Origin of the sequence: Pseudomonas sp. AL 58 (assembly GCF_036348395.1) — a bacterium.
GTDB lineage: Bacteria > Pseudomonadota > Gammaproteobacteria > Pseudomonadales > Pseudomonadaceae > Aquipseudomonas > Aquipseudomonas defluvii.
On sequence record NZ_JAZBQR010000003.1, the window covers coordinates 109,483 to 128,192 of the forward strand.

15 protein-coding genes and 1 pseudogene are annotated in these 18,710 nt (G+C 62.6%); 10 read left to right on the forward strand and 6 right to left on the reverse strand.

Going from position 1 to position 18,710, the window contains the following annotated elements; translation table 11 throughout:
- Positions 1-89: 89 nt before the first annotated feature.
- On the reverse strand, positions 90-836 hold the full coding sequence (locus UIA24_RS03560) for an NRDE family protein (protein ID WP_330522201.1): 747 nt from the start codon (positions 834-836) through the stop codon (positions 90-92).
- A 112-nt stretch (positions 837-948) separates the two neighbouring features.
- Between UIA24_RS03560 and UIA24_RS03565 the strand changes: the two genes are divergently transcribed.
- Genes UIA24_RS03565 through UIA24_RS03575 form a run of 3 tightly spaced genes read left to right on the forward strand, consistent with a single transcriptional unit; the run spans position 949 to position 3,580 of the window.
- Positions 949-1,731 (forward strand): sulfite exporter TauE/SafE family protein, encoded by a 783-nt coding sequence (locus UIA24_RS03565; protein ID WP_099773310.1) that lies wholly within the window; start codon positions 949-951, stop codon positions 1,729-1,731.
- Between the two features lie 16 nt (positions 1,732-1,747).
- The gene (gene lgt, locus UIA24_RS03570; RefSeq protein ID WP_102053227.1) at positions 1,748-2,560 is read left to right on the forward strand and encodes a prolipoprotein diacylglyceryl transferase; all 813 of its coding nucleotides are present in this window, start codon (positions 1,748-1,750) and stop codon (positions 2,558-2,560) included.
- 48 nt (positions 2,561-2,608) lie between these two features.
- Entirely contained in the window at positions 2,609-3,580 is a 972-nt protein-coding gene (locus UIA24_RS03575) for a thymidylate synthase (RefSeq protein ID WP_330522202.1), read from the forward strand.
- 53 nt (positions 3,581-3,633) lie between these two features.
- On the opposite strand, the gene lysA is transcribed toward UIA24_RS03575, so the two are convergent.
- The gene (gene lysA / locus UIA24_RS03580; RefSeq protein ID WP_330522360.1) at positions 3,634-4,872 is read right to left on the reverse strand and encodes a diaminopimelate decarboxylase; all 1,239 of its coding nucleotides are present in this window, start codon (positions 4,870-4,872) and stop codon (positions 3,634-3,636) included.
- Positions 4,873-5,066: 194 nt separating this feature from the next.
- Here lysA and UIA24_RS03585 point away from each other — a divergent pair, with 194 nt between their 5' ends.
- On the forward strand, positions 5,067-5,990 hold the full coding sequence (locus UIA24_RS03585) for a LysR family transcriptional regulator (RefSeq protein WP_065757993.1): 924 nt from the start codon (positions 5,067-5,069) through the stop codon (positions 5,988-5,990).
- A 6-nt stretch (positions 5,991-5,996) separates the two neighbouring features.
- On the opposite strand, the gene cadR is transcribed toward UIA24_RS03585, so the two are convergent.
- The gene (gene cadR / locus UIA24_RS03590; RefSeq protein WP_330522203.1) at positions 5,997-6,440 is read right to left on the reverse strand and encodes a Cd(II)/Pb(II)-responsive transcriptional regulator; all 444 of its coding nucleotides are present in this window, start codon (positions 6,438-6,440) and stop codon (positions 5,997-5,999) included.
- 82 nt (positions 6,441-6,522) lie between these two features.
- Here cadR and UIA24_RS03595 point away from each other — a divergent pair, with 82 nt between their 5' ends.
- The 5 genes and pseudogenes from UIA24_RS03595 to UIA24_RS03615 all read left to right on the forward strand — a co-directional run bounded on the left by UIA24_RS03595 (position 6,523) and on the right by UIA24_RS03615 (position 13,538).
- Positions 6,523-8,778, forward strand: a complete 2,256-nt coding sequence (locus UIA24_RS03595; protein WP_330522361.1) for a heavy metal translocating P-type ATPase — start codon at positions 6,523-6,525, stop codon at positions 8,776-8,778.
- A 6-nt stretch (positions 8,779-8,784) separates the two neighbouring features.
- Positions 8,785-9,654, forward strand: a complete 870-nt coding sequence (locus tag UIA24_RS03600) for a LysR family transcriptional regulator (RefSeq protein WP_065757991.1) — start codon at positions 8,785-8,787, stop codon at positions 9,652-9,654.
- Positions 9,655-9,879: 225 nt separating this feature from the next.
- Positions 9,880-10,944: a putative 2-aminoethylphosphonate ABC transporter ATP-binding protein gene (locus UIA24_RS03605; RefSeq protein ID WP_330522204.1), complete on the forward strand. Its 1,065-nt coding sequence runs from the start codon at positions 9,880-9,882 to the stop codon at positions 10,942-10,944.
- 1 nt (position 10,945) lies between these two features.
- Positions 10,946-12,476, forward strand: a pseudogene (locus tag UIA24_RS03610) (ABC transporter permease subunit).
- A 36-nt stretch (positions 12,477-12,512) separates the two neighbouring features.
- A complete protein-coding gene (locus UIA24_RS03615) occupies positions 12,513-13,538 on the forward strand; it encodes a putative 2-aminoethylphosphonate ABC transporter substrate-binding protein (RefSeq protein ID WP_099773314.1) in 1,026 nt (341 codons plus the stop codon).
- A 10-nt stretch (positions 13,539-13,548) separates the two neighbouring features.
- Here the strand turns inward: UIA24_RS03615 and UIA24_RS03620 are convergent, their stop codons facing one another.
- Entirely contained in the window at positions 13,549-14,913 is a 1,365-nt protein-coding gene (locus tag UIA24_RS03620; protein ID WP_330522205.1) for a GTPase/DUF3482 domain-containing protein, read from the reverse strand.
- Positions 14,906-16,297, reverse strand: a complete 1,392-nt coding sequence (locus tag UIA24_RS03625) for a DUF2868 domain-containing protein (RefSeq protein WP_102053203.1) — start codon at positions 16,295-16,297, stop codon at positions 14,906-14,908. The genes UIA24_RS03620 and UIA24_RS03625 overlap by 8 nt, the downstream gene beginning before the upstream one ends.
- Positions 16,298-16,360: 63 nt before the next feature.
- On the opposite strand from UIA24_RS03625, the gene UIA24_RS03630 reads away from it, so the two are divergent.
- The gene (locus UIA24_RS03630) at positions 16,361-16,882 is read left to right on the forward strand and encodes a dihydrofolate reductase (RefSeq protein WP_099773317.1); all 522 of its coding nucleotides are present in this window, start codon (positions 16,361-16,363) and stop codon (positions 16,880-16,882) included.
- A 15-nt stretch (positions 16,883-16,897) separates the two neighbouring features.
- Here UIA24_RS03630 and UIA24_RS03635 read toward each other — a convergent pair whose 3' ends face one another.
- The gene (locus tag UIA24_RS03635) at positions 16,898-18,289 is read right to left on the reverse strand and encodes an L-cystine transporter (RefSeq protein WP_330522206.1); all 1,392 of its coding nucleotides are present in this window, start codon (positions 18,287-18,289) and stop codon (positions 16,898-16,900) included.
- Between the last annotated feature and the right edge of the window lie 421 nt (positions 18,290-18,710).

Consider the following 18,710-nt stretch of genomic DNA (forward strand, 5'->3'; position numbering starts at 1 on the left):
CTACGCCGCGTCACCGCTACAACCTTGCGCGGTGCCTGTCTCTCAGGCACCGCGCATTTCATAGGTTCGCATTTCATAGGTTCATAGCGTCATAGGTGCAATGCCACCTCGCCCAAATGCCCGCCAAAGGGCCCGAAGCTGCGCTCTACCAACTGCCGCGAACCATCCGCCGACACCAGCAGCACCGTGCTGGCCCGTGTGCCGTAGCTCTGGCTGGCAATGAACACACTCGACAGCAGCCGCTCCGTGGCCATGCCTACGCCGGTTTCCGGCAGTTCGCTCTCTGCCGCCTGTTGGCCATCGGCCAGCAACGTCAACAATGCCTCGGGCTGAGGCTCATGCAATTGAGCCTGCAGTGCAGCACGGGCCTTGAGCAACTTGGGCCAGGGTGTGTCGAGCCCGGCATTGGAAAGGCCATAGACGCCGGTATCCAGCAGCCTAGGGGTGGCCTCCCGCGCACTCAAGTACGCCAACTGTTGCCCATCGCTCAGCAGCAAATTGAAGCCGCTGTACTCCGAGGCACGGTTGGCCACCTGATCCAGATAGGCCTCGATAGGCTGCGTCCCGGTCAGAAACCCCGACACCAACTCGCCCCGTGAGCGCTGGCCCAGAGGCTGGTCGGGGTCGCGGATGTTGGTCAGTGCGGCGAAGCGACCGGCAGGGCCGACGCCCAGCCAGGTGCCACCGGCTTCCAGGTCGCGGCCGGCATACACCCCTGGCGCATCGGCCCAATGGCTGAGCGGTTGGGCAGGGCGGGCATAGAATTCATCGCGGTTGGCGGCAACGATCAGCGGCTGGGGATGCCCCGGTCGCCAGGCAAAAACGATCAGGCACATGGCTGGACTTTCCTGGGTTTTCACTCACTGTAACAGAGCCTTCTCTGCGAGCCACTGGAGCCATTACCCCGGCTTCCGTTACCATGCCGGACAGAATTTTCCGGGGGCGACAATGGAATTCCTGCTCTATCTAGTGCTGGGTGCCTGTGCAGGCGTGCTGGCCGGGCTGTTCGGCGTTGGTGGCGGCATCATTATCGTGCCGGTATTGGTCTTCAGTTTCACCGCGCAGGGCTTTGACGCTTCGGTATTGACCCATCTGGCGGTCGGCACCTCATTGGCGACCATCGTCTTCACCTCGGTCAATGCCATTCGCGAACACCATCGCAAAGGCGCGGTGCAGTGGCCGATCTTCATCTGGATGACCCTTGGGATCCTGATCGGCGCCGGCATTGGTGCGAAAACCGCCTCGGCGATCCAGGGCCCGAACCTGCAAAAGATCATTGGTGTGTTCGCCCTGATCATTGCCCTGCAGATGGCGCTGGACCTCAAGCCCAAGGCCAGCCGCAGTATCCCTGGCAAAGCCGGCCTTACCGCTGCCGGCAGTGTGATCGGCTGGGCCTCGGCGATCTTCGGCATTGGCGGCGGCTCGCTGACCGTGCCGTTTTTGACCTGGCGCAGCCTGCCGATGCAGCAGGCGGTGGCGACTTCATCGGCCTGCGGCTTCCCGATTGCCCTGGCCAGTGCGCTAAGTTTCATGGTTCTGGGCTGGCACGACCCGTTGTTGCCAGCGCATAGTCTCGGGTTCGTGTATTTGCCGGCGCTGTTGGGTATTGCCCTGACCAGTATGTTTTTTGCCCGTTTTGGTGCGCGGCTGGCCCACAAGCTGTCGCCCCGCCTGCTGAAACGGCTGTTTGCCGCACTGTTGTTTTGTGTCGGCCTGAGCTTTTTGCTTTAAGAATAGAGGACGTTTGATGCTGCCTTATCCGAATATCGACCCCGTGGCCGTGGCCATCGGGCCGCTGAAAATCCACTGGTACGGCCTGATGTACCTGATCGGCATCGGCGGCGCCTGGCTGCTGGCATCGCGCCGGTTGAAGCGTTTCGACCCGACCTGGAGCCGCGAAAAGCTTTCCGACCTGGTGTTCTGGCTGTCCATGGGGGTGATTGTCGGTGGCCGCCTGGGGTATGTACTGTTCTATGACCTGAGTGCGTACCTGGCCAATCCCGCGTTGATTTTCGAAGTCTGGAAGGGCGGCATGTCGTTCCATGGCGGCTTTATCGGCGTCATGCTGGCGGCACTGTGGTTCGGCAAGCGCAACAACAAGTCGTTCTTTGAGCTGATGGACTTCGTTGCACCGCTGGTACCGATTGGCCTGGGTGCGGGGCGTATCGGCAACTTCATCAACGGCGAATTGTGGGGCAAGGCGACCGATGTGCCGTGGGCCATGGTCTTCCCGCCCTTCAGTGATCCAGCACAATTGCCGCGCCATCCGTCGCAGCTTTACCAGTTTGCACTGGAAGGTGTGGCATTGTTCCTGGTTCTCTGGCTGTATTCGCGCAAACCACGCCCGACGATGGCCATCTCCGGTATGTTCGCGCTGTTCTACGGCATCTTCCGCTTCATCGTCGAGTTCGTCCGCGTGCCCGATGCGCAACTGGGCTACATCGCGTTTGGTTGGTTGACCATGGGCCAACTGCTTTGCGTACCAATGATCCTCGGTGGTATCGGGTTGATCTGGTGGGCCTATCGCCGCGCGCCGACCGCCAAGGGCGCTGCGCTTTAAATGTGTAAGGCAGGGGTGCGCCTCTGCCTGTTTTGAAACAGGTAAGTCATGAAGCAATATCTAGAACTGGTCGCCCACGTGATCAAGCACGGCACCCTGCAGGGCAACCGTACCGGCATCCGCACCATCAGCTTCCCCGGTGCCATGCTGCGTTTCGACCTGCAGGAGGGCTTCCCGGCCATCACCACCCGCCGCCTGGCGTTCAAGTCAGCCATTGGCGAGATGGTCGGTTTCCTGCGCGGGGTGAAGAACGCTGCGCAGTTCCGCGAACTGGGCTGCAAGGTCTGGGACCAGAACGCCAACGAGAATGCGCAGTGGCTGGCCAACCCGTTCCGTCAGGGCGCCGACGACCTGGGTGAAATCTACGGCGTGCAATGGCGCCAGTGGCCGGCGTACAAGCGTATTGCGCTGAGTAACCCGGCTGCCATCGCGCTCGCTCAAAGCCAGGGCTTCCAGACGATTGCCGAAGCCGAGGAAGACGGTGAGGCGTTTGTGGTGCTGTACAAGGCCATTGACCAGATTCGCCAGTGCGTCGACACCATCATCAATGACCCAGGCAGCCGACGCATCCTGTTCCACGGCTGGAACTGTGCCCAGCTTGACGAGATGGCTCTGCCGCCGTGCCACTTGCTGTACCAGTTCCACCCGAATGTCGAGACCAAGGAAATTTCCCTGACCCTCTACATCCGCTCCAACGACCTGGGCCTTGGCACACCGTTCAACCTCACCGAAGGCGCCGCACTGCTGTCGCTGGTGGGCCGTCTGACCGGTTACACGCCACGCTGGTTCACTTACTTCATTGGCGATGCGCACGTCTATGAGAACCACCTGGACATGCTCAACGAGCAGCTCAAGCGCGAACCACTGGCCGCGCCGAAGCTGGTGATCTCCGACCGTGTGCCGGAATTCGCCAAGACGGGTATTTACCAGCCCGAGTGGCTGGAACTGATCGAGCCGAGCGACTTCAGCCTTGAAGGCTACGAGCACCACGCGCCGATGACCGCGCCAATGGCGGTTTGACCGCCGCCTCACAACACAGGCTATTGCGGCCTGTGTTGTGTTTGGTTACAGCCTCAGGCGTCCAGTTCAAGCGCCAGCAACGACTCAAGGCTTTGGCGTTTGCGGATCAACCGACTGGCCTCGCCGTCGATCAGTACTTCAGCGGCATGCCCGCGGCTGTTGTAGTTCGACGACATCGACGCGCCATAGGCGCCGGCGGTATGGAACACCAGGTAATCCCCCACCTGAGCCGACGGCAGCAGGCGCGATTCGACAATGCCGCCTTCAAGCTGAGTAAACACATCACCGGATTCGCACAACGGGCCTGCCACCACGGTAGCGCGCGGCGGACGCGGCGCCTGCGCGGTGCCGGGCTGTGGAATCAGTGAAATTTCGTGGTAGCTGCCGTACATCGAGGGGCGCATCAGGTCATTGAAGCCGGCATCGACCAGGGTGAAGTGGTTGCTGCCCATCGGCTTGGTTCCGCGTACTTCAGCTACCAGCAGGCCGGACTCGGCCACCAGGAAACGGCCCGGCTCGATTTCCAGGCGCACCGGGTGACCCAACTGCTGCTCGATCTGCTGTTTGGCTTCACGCCACTGCGTGAGGTAGTGCGCGATGTCTACGGCCTGCTCGCCATCGCGGTAAGGCACTGACAGCCCGCCACCGGTAGAGATCGCTTCGATGTCGTGGTCCAGGCGGCCAATCAGTTCCACCATGGCGCTGCATACTCGCTGCAGGTGGGAGTAGTCCACGCCCGAGCCGATATGGAAATGCAGGCCGACCAGATGCAGCTGATATTTGCGAACCTGGGCCAGCGCCTCTTGTAGCTGCTCGTGCCAGATTCCGTGCTTGCTGTTTTCACCGCCGGTGTTGGTCTTGTTGCTATGGCCGTGACCGAAGCCCGGGTTGATGCGCAGCCAGACCCGGTGCCCAGGGGAGCGCTCGCCCAGTTGCTCAAGCATGTCGATCGAGCCCACGTTTACCTCGATCTGCGTTTCTACCACGCGGTTCAGGGTGGCCCGGTCGAACAGATCGGCGGTGAACACCACTTCGGCAGCACCTGAGGTGCGGCCGGTTTTGAAGCCGGCCTTGAGTGCGCGCTCGATTTCACCGAGTGACACGGCATCAACCGCTACCCCCGCTTCACGCATCAAGCGCAGTACATGCAGGTTCGAGCAGGCTTTCTGGGCGAAGCGGATGGTGTCGAAGCCCGCCAGTTGCTGGATGCGCTGACGAATTACCTGGGCGTCGTACACCCACAGTGGGGTGCCGTGTTCGGCGGCCAACCGGGTCAGCATGCTATCGGTGATGGCGGTGGTCCGGCATGGGCCTGGACGTTGTGCGGCGGCGTGTTCCAATGAGGTTCTCCCTGGGGTATGGCGCGGCCCCGGTGTGGCGGGGCGTGGATGGCCTGCATCATGGAGAAAGGTGGGGGCGGCATAAAATATCAATTTGCCGTGAGGTCATTCATTTATGATATGGCTTTCGATCTCCCGAGCGGCCCATGTCCATCTCCTTGCGTCACATTGAGGTTTTCCGTGCGGTCATGACCTCGGGCAGCGTGACTGAGGCCGCTGCCATGCTGCACACCTCGCAGCCGACCGTCAGCCGTGAACTGGCGCGTTTCGAGCAACTGTCCCGTTTGAAGCTGTTCGAGCGGGCCCGTGGTCGGTTACGACCGACCTCACAGGCGCTGGCGCTGTTCGAGGAGGTGCAGCGGGCCTACTTTGGCCTTGATCGCATTCTCAATACGGTGGACGCCCTGCGCGAGTTCGAGCAGGGGCAGTTGTCGATTGTTTGCCTGCCGGTGTTTTCCCAGTCGCTGCTGCCCAAGACCTGCCAGCGCTTTCTGGCGCAGTTCCCCAAGGCCAGTGTCACCATCAGCCAGCAAGAATCGCCTTTGCTGGAAGAATGGCTCTCCGCGCAGCGGCACGACATCGGCCTGACCGAGGTGAGCAGCACGCCGCCTGGCACCGTGCTATCGCCGCTGATGACTGTGGATGAGGTCTGTGTATTGCCCAACGGGCATCCGTTGCTGGAAAAGCAACGCCTGGCGCCCGCCGACTTTTCCGGGCAACCCTTTATCAGCCTGTCCACGCTGGACACCTACCGGCAGCAGATCGACGAAATTTTCCGGCAAGCGCAGGTCGAGCGGCGCTTGGTACTGGACACCCACAGTGCGGCATCGGTGTGCTCAATGGTCCGCGAGGGGATTGGCCTGGCGATCGTCAACCCGCTGACTGCCCTGGACTTCGTTGGCCAGGGTGTGCAGATCCGCCCCTTCACGGTGCCGATTCCCTTTACCGTGAATATCGTCAAACCCCTGCATCGGCCACCTTCACAGTTGGTCAGCCTGTTCGAGGACGCCCTGCGCCAGCAGGCAGAGGCGGTCAAGGCGCAGTTGGCGGTTAATCCCCAGGCACTGTGAGGGCCATCAGTGGCCGTGGCTGCTGCCTACGTGTGAATGCTCTGCGCCCGGCGCGGTGACTGCCCCATTGACCTCCAGATGCTGCAGGATCGAGCACTGTTCCTCTTGGGCGTGGCAATGCTGGCGCAGTTCCAGCAACTGCTCCTGCAAGGCCAGCAACCCGTCGATCCGGGCCTTGACGTGCTGAATATGCTCATCGATCAGCGCGTTGACGCTTTCACACTGGGCCTCCGGGCTGTCGCGCAGACGCAGTAGGCTGCGGATTTCATCCAGGGTCATGTCGAGGGTTCGACAGTTGCGGATAAAGGTCAGGCGCTCGACATGTGCCTGGGTGTAGAGCCTGTAATTACCCTCGCTGCGCGCAGGCTCTGGCAGCAGGCCTTCGCGCTCGTAGTAGCGGATGGTTTCCACCGGGCAGTCAGTCGTTTTGGCCAGTTCACCGATTTTCATTGCACATTCCCTGGCAGGTTGCTTGACCCTATAGTGGCTACAGGGTGTGTACTTGGCAACAGGACCTTTAGGGATGAACCGTATGCACCAGCCTGTCAGCCACAACCACGCCCATAAGGCGCATGATGACCACGACAATGACCACGCTCATGGCCATCAAGCGCACGGCCATGCCTGTTGCTCGACTGCCGAGGCGCCGGCGCTGATTCAATTGAGCGAGGCGAGCAGTGCCAACGCTCGCCTGAGCCGCTTTCGGATCGAGGCCATGGACTGCCCGACCGAACAGACCCTTATCCAGAACGCGCTGGGCAAACTGGCGGGGATCGAGCAACTGGAATTCAACTTGATCAACCGCGTGCTTGGCGTGCGGCATACCCTGGTTGAGGCGAAGGTTATCGAGCAGGTCATCGCTGGCCTGGGCATGCAGGCCGAACCGCTGACAGAGAACGCCGAGACGCAGGATGAGCCGCGTGTAACGGCGAAGAAGCCCTGGTGGCCGCTGGCGCTTTCTGGCGTCGCGGCCCTGGTGGCGGAAGTCATTCACTTCACGGCGGCCGCGCCGAACTGGGTGGTGGCACTGGTTGCGTTGGTGGCGATCCTCAGTGGCGGCTTGGGTACGTACAAGAAGGGCTGGATCGCCCTGAAAAACCGCAACCTGAACATCAACGCCCTGATGAGCATCGCGGTGACCGGTGCAGTGCTGATCGGTCAGTGGCCGGAAGCGGCGATGGTGATGTTCCTGTTTACCTTGGCCGAGCTGATCGAGGCCCGCTCGCTGGACCGTGCGCGTAACGCCATCGGCGGCTTGATGCAGTTGAGCCCTGACCGCGCCACCGTGCAGCAGGCTGATGGCCAGTGGCTGGAGATGGAGGTCAAACACGTGGCGTTGGGCGCCCGTGTACGGGTTCGTCCCGGTGAGCGTATCGGTTTGGATGGTGAGGTATTGCTGGGGCAATCCAGCGTCGATCAGGCACCGATCACCGGCGAAAGCCTGCCCGTCGAGAAAGGGCCGGGCGACAAACTGTTCGCCGGCACCATCAACCAGGGTGGGGCCTTGGAGTTCCGTGTAACAGCGCCCGCCGGTCAATCGACCCTGGCGCGGATCATCAAGGCCGTGGAGCAGGCACAAGGTGCGCGTGCTCCGACGCAGCGCTTCGTTGATCAGTTCTCGCGCATTTACACCCCCGTGGTGTTTGCCCTTGCCCTGCTTGTAGCGGTCGTGCCGCCAGTGTTCACCGGAGCCGCGTGGTTCGACTGGATCTACCGGGCCTTGGTCTTGCTGGTGGTCGCATGCCCTTGTGCCTTGGTGATTTCTACCCCTGTGACGATTGTCAGTGGCCTGGCCGCTGCTGCGCGCAAGGGCATTCTGATCAAGGGGGGCGTGTACTTGGAGGGCGGCCGCAAGCTTGATTTCCTGGCCCTGGACAAGACCGGCACCCTAACCCACGGCAAACCGGTGCAGACCGATTTCCAACTGCTCGATCCACTGTTCGAAAGCGCCGCGCAGCGCATCGCCGCCAGCCTCGCCGCCCGTTCCGACCACCCGGTGTCCCATGCGGTAGCGCAGCAGGCCGAACAGCAGGGCATCGTCGTGCATGAGGTTCATGACTTCCAGGCCCTGCCGGGGCGAGGGGTCCGCGGGCAGGTCGAGGGCACCTTGTACCACCTGGGTAACCATCGGCTGGTAGAAGACCTTGGCCTGTGCTCGCCGCAACTGGAAGCCCGTCTCGATCTTCTGGAGCGCCAGGGCAAAAGTGTCGTGCTGTTGCTTGACGGCTCCGGCCCGGTGGCGTTGTTTGCCGTGGCCGACACGGTCAAGGACAGCAGCCGTGAGGCCATCGCTCAATTGCACGAACTGGGCATTCGCACCGTCATGCTGACCGGCGACAACCCGCATACCGCCGAGGCCATTGCCGCCCAGGTGGGCATCGATCAGGCCTACGGCAACCTGTTGCCCGCCGACAAGCTCAAGACCATTGAAGACCTCTACAGCAAAGGTCATCGGGTGGGCATGGTCGGCGACGGTATCAACGATGCTCCGGCACTGGCACGGGCCGAAATTGGCTTTGCCATGGCTGCAGCCGGCACCGACACGGCCATCGAGACGGCCGACGTGGCGTTGATGGATGACGACTTGCGCAAAATCCCGGCCTTCGTCAGGCTCTCGCGCAACAGCGCGGCGATTCTGAAGCAGAACATCGTGCTGGCGCTGGGGATCAAGGCGATCTTCCTGGGCATCACCTTTGCTGGCATGGCGACCATGTGGATGGCCGTGTTTGCCGATATGGGCGTCAGTCTGTTGGTGGTCTTCAACGGTCTACGTCTGCTGAGAAAATGAGGATGTATGTTGAGTGCCGAGTTGAAAGCGTTCTACATGGTCGCGCGGTTGGGCAGCATTACCCTGGCGGCGAAGAAGCTCGGGCTCAGCCAACCGACCGTGACCACGCAGATCCGCAATCTGGAAAGCCAGTACGGGGTTGAGTTGTTTTACCGTGGCGGTCGTCGCCTGACCTTGAGTGACGACGGTGCGCGTCTGTTGCCGATGGTCAAGGTGCTGTTGCAGCAGGAAGCGGACATCGAGTTCTTCCTGCGTAACAGCGGCCAGGCCCAGGGCACCCTGCGCATCGCCGCGACGGCGCCGTACTACATTCTCGACTTGGTGAAGATCTTCCGTGAACGCTTGCCGCAGGTTGAGGTTTCGGTAGAAATCGGCAATTCCCAACAGGTGTTGGAGTTACTGGAAGACTACCGAGTAGACCTCGCGGCGTCCTCGCAGTTACTCGAAGATGCCCGGCTGGTGCGGCGGGTGCTTGGCACCGACCCGCTGGTGGTGGCGGTGCACCGCAATCATCCGTTGGCCAATCGCGGGTCTGTGCCGCTCAGCGCCTTGAGCGGGCACTGCCTGCTGATGCGTGAACTTGGTTCCACGACGCGTCGCCTGACTGAACAGATGCTGGCCGATGCCGGGGTGAAGGCGGGTTCGTTATTGGAAATCGGCAGTCGCGAGTCGATTCGCGAGGGGGTGCTGCGCAACATCGGCATCAGCATCATTGCCCGCCATGAAGTGCCGCATAACCCGGAATTGCGCGTGCTGACCCTGGAGGGCGCTCCGCACATGTACGAATACCTCTATTGCCTGAAGGAACGGCGCCAGGCCCGCCTGCCCGCAGCGTTTCTTGGCCTCGCCCAAGAAGTCGCGGCCTGCGACCTGTAGGCCAAGGCAAGCCTGCTGCGCCTATCCCTGTAGGAGCCGGGCTTGCCCGCGATGCAGGCGCTGCGCACCCACGGGCACCCCGCCGCTGCAAAAGGTGCGGCTTTGCTGGCAATGGCAGTTAACCCAAATCTGCCTATACCACTATCGGTAGCTTTTGCCTGCGCGCCACAGAAGCTTCGCATTCGCCTCCTAGCATGACCCTCATCTGCTCGGTGAGGCCCTGCCATGAACAACCCACTCGTAAACCCTGGCGCACAGATGAAGGTGCGCGGCATCCACAAACGCTTCGGTGCTTTCACTGCACTGCAGGATGTATCCCTGGATATCGCCGCAGGCGAACTGGTCTGCCTGCTTGGCCCTTCCGGGTGCGGCAAGACCACGTTGCTGCGTTGCATCGCCGGGTTGGAGCGCCAGGACCGTGGCACGCTGTACATCGGTGATCGTGATATTTCCGACCTGCCACCGCAGGCGCGGGACTACGGCATTCTGTTCCAGTCCTATGCGCTGTTTCCCAACCTCACGGTCGAAGCCAATATTGCCTATGGCCTGAGCGGCAGTGGCCGTGATGAAGTGCGCCAGCGTGTAGCGCAGATGCTGGAACTGGTGGGCCTGTCGGGCAGCGAGAAAAAGTACCCCGGGCAACTCTCTGGCGGGCAGCAGCAGCGCGTTGCCTTGGCGCGTGCCCTGGCGCCAGCCCCCTCACTGTTGCTGCTCGATGAGCCAATGTCGGCGCTCGACGCCCGTGTGCGTGAGCACTTGTGCAGCGAGTTACGCCAATTGCAGCGTCAGCTTGGCATCACCACCCTGATGGTGACTCACAATCAGGACGAGGCCATGCTGATGGCCGACCGCATTGCCGTGATGAACAACGGGCAGGTTGAGCAGTACGCCACCCCGCAGGCGATTTATGACAAACCGGCCACCCCGTTTGTGGCCGAGTTCGTCGGCCAGGGTAACTGGCTGCCGTTCCAGCGCAGCAGCGACAGCCATGCTCAGGTCGGTTCGATGAACATGCGCCTCGACCAAGGCGCTAGCCAGGCCCGCAGCGGTCGGTTGTTCTGCCGCCCCGAGGCGATCAGTGTCAACCCGCCGACCCACGAAGAAAACCTGTTCCCGGCCCGGGTGCGGGAGATCACGTTCCTCGGCAACCGCTGCCGCATGAGCTTTGAGTTCAACGAACTGCCTGGCCATCCGCTGTTGGCGGAAGTCGCGCCGGAGGCCATGCCGCGCCTGGGTTCACAGGACATCTGGGTCGCCCTGCCACCGCGCAGCCTGCAGGTGTTTGCCTGAGATGGCTGCGCCAATCGCACTGTCGGGCGCTCAGGCGTCCCGCACTCAAACGGCCCGTATCGCACGGGGTGATCGCCTGTTCGTGGTCGGCGGCAAGGTGCTGTTGCTGCTGCTGTTGACCGTCGGTGTCCTGCTGCCGCTGCTTGCGATTTTCTGGCGTGGTTTCAGCAGCGAGGCCGGGCAGGGCGGCGGCCTGACGGCGGCCATTGAGCTGGTGACCAGCGCGAATTTCCATTGGTTGCTGGGCAACAGTCTCAAGGTATCGCTGAGCGTGGCAGCCATCGTCGTGCCCGTGGCCTACCTGTTCGCCTATGCCCTGCAGCGCACGCTGATTCCGGGCAAGTCGATCTGGCGCGGGATTTCGCTGTTGCCACTGCTGGCGCCGTCGATGTTGCCGGCCATTGCGCTGGTCTACCTGTTCGGTAACCAGGGGCTGCTGCGCGGTCTGCTCAACGACAACATCTACGGCTTCTGGGGCATTGTCCTTGGCGAGGCGATCTACACCTTTCCTCATGCCCTGATGATCCTGCTGTCGGCACTGTCGTTGGCCGATGCACGGTTGTTCGATGCAGCCTCCAGTATGGGCGCAGGCCCTTGGCGGGCGTTCCACAGCATTACCTGGCCTGCAACCCGGCAGGCGGTCTTCGCCGCGTTCTGCCTGGTATTCACCCTGACCATCACGGACTTCGGTGTGCCGGTCGTCGTGGGTGGCGACTATCAGGTCTTGGCGCTGGAAGCCTACAAGGCGGTAGTGGGGCAGCAGCAGTTCGGTCGCGGCGCACTGATCGGTATGGTGCTGTTGCTGCCAGCGCTGTTCAGCTTCGCGGTCGATGCCTGGTTGCGCCGCCGTCAGGGCGATGCAATGAGTGGTCGGGCGCAGGTGTTCCTGCCGGCGCCATCGCGGCAGCGCGATGGCTGGTTCCTGGCGCTGGTACTGCTGGTGTGCGCGATCCTGTTGCTGGTGGTAGGTATGGCGGTTTACTCGTCGCTGGTGAAGTTCTGGCCTTACAACCTGTCGCTTTCGCTGAAGCACTACCAGTTCGACGACACCGCCGGTGGCGGCTGGCTCGCTTATCGCAACAGCCTGACCATGGCCCTGGGTGTGGCACTGATTGGCAGTGTGGTGATCTTCACCGGAGCCTACCTGATGGAGAAAACCCGCGACCACCGCACTGCGCCAGCTCGACGGCGAGTTCGAGGCCGCCGCACTGTCGCTCAAGGCGCCGCTGTACCGGCATTTCCTGCGGGTGACTGTGCCGATCTGCCTGCCCGCACTGCTGGACATCATTCGCTACCTGTTCGTCTCGGCGATGACCACGGTGTCGGCGGCGATCTTCCTCTACAGCCCCGACACCATCCTCGCCGCCGTCGCTGTGTTGAACATGGACGATGCCGGCAACGTCGGCGGCGCGGCGGCCATGTCCACCCTGATTCTGCTGACCAGCGCGGCCGTCTCGCTGCTGCTGGCCTGGGCCTCGCGCGGCCTGCTGCAACGCTCCCAAGCCTGGCGCCAGCGTGCGCCAGGCCACTGATCACCCTCTAACCTGTACCGCTCAAGGAACCGCACCATGTTCAAGCCACTTGCTCTTGCCGCTGCCGTCCTCACTGCCATGACTGTGCAGGCCCAGGCCGCTACGACTCAACTGACGGTGTACACCGCACTGGAAGCCGAGCAGTTGAAGACCTACAAACAGGCCTTCGAGAAGGCCAACCCGGATATCGAGATCAAATGGGTACGTGACTCCACCGGCATCATTACCGCCAAGCTGCTGGCGGAAAAGGATCGCCCACAAGCCGATGCGGTCTGGGGCCTGGCGGCCTCCAGCCTGGCGGTTCTTGACCAGCAGGGCATGCTGCAGCACTACGCCCCCAAAGACCTGGAAAAGATCGGTGGCAACTACCGCGACGCGGCCAATCCACCGGCCTGGGTTGGCATGGACGTCTGGGCGGCGACCATCTGCTTCAACACCATCGAGGCCGAGAAGCAGGGCCTGAGCAAGCCTCTGAGCTGGCAGGACCTGACCAAGCCGGAATACAAGGGCAAGATCGTCATGCCGAACCCTGCGTCCTCCGGCACTGGCTTCCTGGACGTCAGCGCCTGGTTGCAGACCTTTGGTGAACCACAGGGCTGGGCGTACATGGACGCTCTGCACCAGAACATCGGCCAGTACGTTCACTCCGGTTCCAAACCCTGCAAGTTGGCCGCGGCCGGTGAATTCCCGATTGGAATTTCTTTCGAGTACCCGGCGGTTCAGCTCAAGCGCCAAGGTGCGCCGTTGGATATCGTGTTGCCAAAAGAAGGCCTGGGCTGGGAGATCGAGGCTACTGCCGTACTCAAGGGCAGCCAGCATGAAGCAGCCGCCAAGCGCTTGGCCGACTTCTCCGCCAGCCCGGCAGCGATGGAGTTGTACAAGGAAAACTTCGCCGTACTGGCTCAGCCGGGCATCGCCAAGCCGCAGACCGAACTGCCAGCCGACTATGAACAGCGCCTGATCAAGAACGACTTCGCCTGGGCCTCGAAAAACCGTGACGGCATCCTGGCTGAATGGCGCAAGCGCTATGACGGCAAGTCGGAAAAGGTGGCGCAGCAGTAAGTGACAGGGCCTACAGCTCTTGCACCAAGGCTTCAAGCTGCTCCAGGCGCTCTGCCTGGCTCAGCCGCGCCCCCGCGTTGAGCGATGACCACTGCGGGTGCGCCCGAGCCTTGTTGAGGGCTTCGGGCAGCTTGCCGTCACGCCAGCTGTTGTCCTGTGGTGTGCCCAGTGTGATGCGCGCCTGTGCTGCGTGCCCACGGCTGTCCAACGCCTGGGCCAGCTGGCGCTGACGCAAGGCCAGCAGGCGTAACACACCGTCGTCCACTGTCAGTTCACGTTGTCCTTTGAGCTTGCCCAGCAAGCGCGAGCCATAGTTGCGTGCGGTCTGCAGCGCGCCGCCGGCAATGGCGCCAGCCAATGCTGCCGCCCCCAGGGTCAGGCCACCTACCAGCAAGTCAACGCCCGCACCTGCGGCCGCTCCCGCCGCCACGCCGCTACCCAGGCGAACACCTAGCAGCTTGAGGGTTTCCGGGTTGAACAGGTCATCGCCCCAGCGTCCGTCGAGCAACGGCAGATCCTCGGCGCTGGCATCCTGGCTGCGGAACGCATAGAGCTTGAGCAAGGCGTCGACGCAACGTTGTTCACGTTGGCGTATGGTCTGGCGCAACTGCTCGATAGCCGCCGCTTCCTGTGTGGGGTCTGCCACTACACTGCGGCGACAGGCTGCGCAGTCGAGCAGCAGCTCGGCGATCAGTTGGCGGGCGCTGTGACGACGCGCTTCGCGCTGCGCCTGTTGGTCGTCGATCAAGCGCTGCAGGGCCGGGCGGGCACTTTCCAGCAGAATGCCAAGGCTCTCATAAAGCCTGCGTTCGCCATCTTCCGGTGGGGCCACGCTATCGAAGCGCACCAGCGCATGCAGCCCCAAACGGGCCAGCGCTTCGCGCCAGTCCGGTTCACGATGGTTGCTGCTGGCGACGAAATTGAGCACCGGCAGCAGCGGTTTACCGCAGCCTGCCAACACCTCCAGTTCATCGCGGTATTTGGCCAGCACCGGCTCGCGGGCATCGATCACGTATAGCCCGGCATCGCTGGCCAGTAACTGGCGCAGCACCTTGGCTTCTTGTTCAAAACGCTGGCGGGCTTCGCTGCCCTGCAGAAAGCGCTCCAGTCGTGCCGGGCCGTCGAGGCGTTCGCCGGGCCGCTCCAGGCGTTCGAGGTAGTCGAGCAGGGCAATGGCGTCTTCCAGGCCCGGTGTGTCGTAAAGCTCCAGCAGGGGCTCGCCCGCCACCGACAACCGTGCGCCTTCCACGTGGCGGGTGGTGCTGGGCCGGTGTGACACTTCGCCAAACCCCACATCGCGGGTGAGGGTGCGCAGCAGTGAGGTCTTGCCGACGTTGGTGTGGCCGACCACGGCCAGCTTCAAGGGCTCAGTCATGGCCATGCTCCAGCCAGTGCAAGGGCGCCGTGTCGGCGAACCTCAGGTCAAGTTTTTCCAGCGCCTGATGCCAGTCGCCCAGTCGCTCGCTGTCCAGTGCTTGCCCAGGCGGCGCTTGCATCAGCCAGATCCGCGTGGCCCCGGCGCTGCGCGCCAGTTCGGCGATCAACGCCAGGCTGCCACGGTCCGGCGAGCGGCGTGGGTCGCAGGCTATCGCCAGACGTGCAGGGGGGAAGCGGCTCAGTTGTTCCAACAGCCTGTTGCGCGACTCGCGGCTGTCGAGGATGCCGGCATCCACGACGCTGGCGGGTAGCGCCGGTGGCCACGGGCGCTGGTCGTCCAGCTCAAGGCCCACCAGCAGGGCGCCTGCGCTGTGTTCCGCGTCGGCCAGACGAGTGACCTCTGGCATGGCCGCGGGTTCTGGGTCGTTGATCCCCAAGCGTTCGCTACTGGGCATCAGGGCCTCACGCAGGGTGCTGTAGCCCGGCAGTTGCAGGTCCAGGCTCAGGTGCTGACGGCCACGTCGCCAGCGCCACAGGCAGGTCGCGGCCAGCAGCAGGCGCGGCAGCAGGCCGTAGACCACCAGCACGCCCAGCAACCAGCCGGCCCACGCCTGACGGGCCAGTTCCAGCACCGGCTGGCTGACGCCGCTGGCGCGGATCATGGCCACGTCCGGTACGCTGAAACCCAGCAGTGCCGGCAAGGCACCGAGTGCCTGGGTCAGGTCAATGAAGGTCTGGTCGCCGAGGATGGTGGTCTCCCAGACAAAGCCATAACGGCGGGTTGCCAGCAGTACCAGCAGCACCAGCAGGGCGCTGCCCAGTGCCAATAGCCAGAGGCCGTTGACCAGTGCCCCGAGCAGCCAGCGGTTGAGCCGCTGGCGTTGCAACAACAGCAGTAAGGCCGGCGCCAGATGCACCGCCTGCGCGTCACGGGCGAGCTTTTCGCTCAGCCATAGCCACACACGGCCCAGGCTTGCACCTTGCTCGCCAGCCAGGGAAAAGCTCATGGCCCAGCTCAGCAACAGCAGCAGGTTGACCCCGAGCAGGCTGCCCACGGCCCAGAACACATTCACCGGTCGCTGGCCGTCGCCCAGCGCGGCAAAGGCCAAACCGGCACCGCTCAGCACAGCCACCGCCAGCAGCACCAGCAGGGCCAGTCGCGCGCCCTGTTTCCAGTGCAGCAGCGCGGCACGCATGCCGTCACGTTCAGCCAGCCAGAGCGCACGGTTTTCGATCCGCGTTGCGAGGTCGCCCCCCAGTTGGCGGGCACGGCGATTAGCCTCCTGATCGTCCAGAGGGCCGGCGTGTTCTTCGCGCAAGCGTACCGCTTCGGTAAGCCAGCGTTTGTCCAGGTCTGTCAGTCCAGTCACGCAAAAGTCCATTGATCACGTCAGTCCAGAGCATAACCCAGGCGTGGCACAGCGGGCTTTGCTATCCTCGCCGACATGAAAACATCACTTCCCCTCAGCCTGATCGCGGCGCTCGCCGAGAACCGTGTGATCGGCATCGACAACCGCATGCCCTGGCACCTGCCGGGGGATTTCAAGTACTTCAAAGCCACCACTTTGGGCAAGCCGATCATCATGGGTCGCAAGACCTGGGATTCGCTCGGTCGACCATTGCCGGGCCGGCTCAACCTGGTGGTCAGCCGCCAGCCCGGGCTGACACTGGAAGGTGCCGAGGTGTTCGATTCGCTGGAGGCGGCCATCGCCCGTGCCGACGCCTGGGCGCGTGAGCAGGGTGTGGACGAGCTGATGCTGATCGGCGGTGCGCAGCTCTACACCCAGGCGCTGGCGCGTGGTCTGGCAGATCGCTTGTACCTGACCCGGGTCGAGTTGAGCCCGGAAGGGGACGCCTGGTTCCCTGAGTTTGATGCTGCGCACTGGCGCTTGGCATCCACCCAGGAAAACCCGGCCAATGAACAGACCCCGGCGTATCACTTCGAGGTCTGGGAGAAGGCCTTGTAGGCGCTGATGCCCAACTCAGGTATTTGACAGCGCCGCGTGTTCATCCGCTGCCAGCAGTGCCTTGTCGGTCTGCTGCATCATCTGGCTGGTAATCACGCCCGCTGTCATGGAGCCACTGACGTTCAGCGCTGTGCGGCCCATGTCGATCAGCGGTTCTACCGAAATCAGCAGCGCCACCAGTTCCACAGGCAAGCCCATCGCTGGCAGCACGATCAGCGCGGCGAAGGTAGCTCCGCCCCCCACGCCCGCCACACCGGCCGAACTCAGGGTCACAATCGCTACCAAGGTTGCGATCCACAGAGGGTCGAGCGGGTTGATGCCCACCGCTGGTGCAACCATTACCGCCAGCATTGCCGGGTACAGGCCGGCACAGCCGTTCTGACCAATGGTGGCGCCGAACGAGGCAGCGAAGCTGGCAATCGACTGCGGCACGCCCAGGCGCTGGGTTTGCGCTTCGATATTCAGCGGAATACTGGCTGCACTGGAGCGGCTGGTGAAGGCGAAGGTCAGCACCGGCCAGACCTTGCGCAAGAAACGCAGCGGGTTGACGCCGCTCAGCGACAGCAACAGGCCATGCACCACGAACATCAGCCCCAGGCCGATGTAGGACACCACCACAAAGCTACCCAGTTTGAGGATGTCGTCCAGGTTCGAGCTGGCCACCACCTTGGTCATCAGTGCGAGCACGCCGTAGGGGGTCAGTTTCATCACCAGGCGAACCAGGCGCATCACCCAGGCTTGCAGGGTGTCGATGGCCGCCAGGGCACGGTTGCCTTTCTCCGCATCGTCCTTGAGCAGCTGCAGCGCGGCCACGCCGAGGAAGGCCGCGAAGATCACCACACTGATGATCGAGGTTGGCTTGGCCCGGGCCAGATCACCCACCGGGTTCTGCGGGATGAACGACAGCAGCAATTGCGGGATATTCAGGTCGGCGACCTTACCGGCGTAATCGCTCTGGATGGTCTGCATGCGCGCCATTTCCTGAGTGCCGGCGACCAGCCCTTCAGCACTCAGGCCGAACAGGTTGGTCAGCACGATGCCGATCAGCGCGGCAATGGCCGTGGTGAACAGCAGGGTGCCGATGGTCAGGAAGCTGATCCGGCCCAGTGACGAGGCGTTGTGCAAACGGGCCACAGCGCTGAGGATCGACGCGAAGATCAGCGGCATGACGATCATCTGCAGCAACTGCACATAGCCGTTACCGACCAGATCGAGCCAACTGAGGGTGGCCTTGAGCACCGGGTGGCCGGCGCCATAAATGGCATGCAGAGCGGTTCCGAACAGTACGCCGAGGATCAGGCCCGCGAGGACCTTCTTCGCCAGGCTCCAGGTGCTGTTACGGGTTTGTGCCAGGCCTAGCAGCAATGCGAGGAACGCCAGCAGGTTAAGGGTTAACGGCAGATTCATTGAAGCTCCAGAACAAAGCAGGGGCATCGCTTCTGTGTGCGATTGCGAACAGAAATGCTAACAGCATGAAAACTGACGAATTTATATCGAAATGGAATTTGCTTAGTTGTTTTTGGAATAAAAAGTGTTGCGAAGCGTTGAAGCGTTAGCTAACCGGTGTCACGGGCTACTGTAATTCTAGAATTTAGGAACTATCCTACGAGCGCTGTCGCCCTGGGGTGCTTGTCCTGTGGATGTCTCGGTATTAGTTTCGACCTGTCACTGAACGTTTAGTGATCGGGCGTGAGAACCCGGAAGTCAGATACAGGGCGCAGTCCTTTATGGCGTTATGTCATGGTAGCCGTGCGCGGGCAGATTTCGGTCTGGCCGAGCTCCTGTATCCTCGGTTTCTCACCCCGCGTACGGCTGCCACCCTATCTCG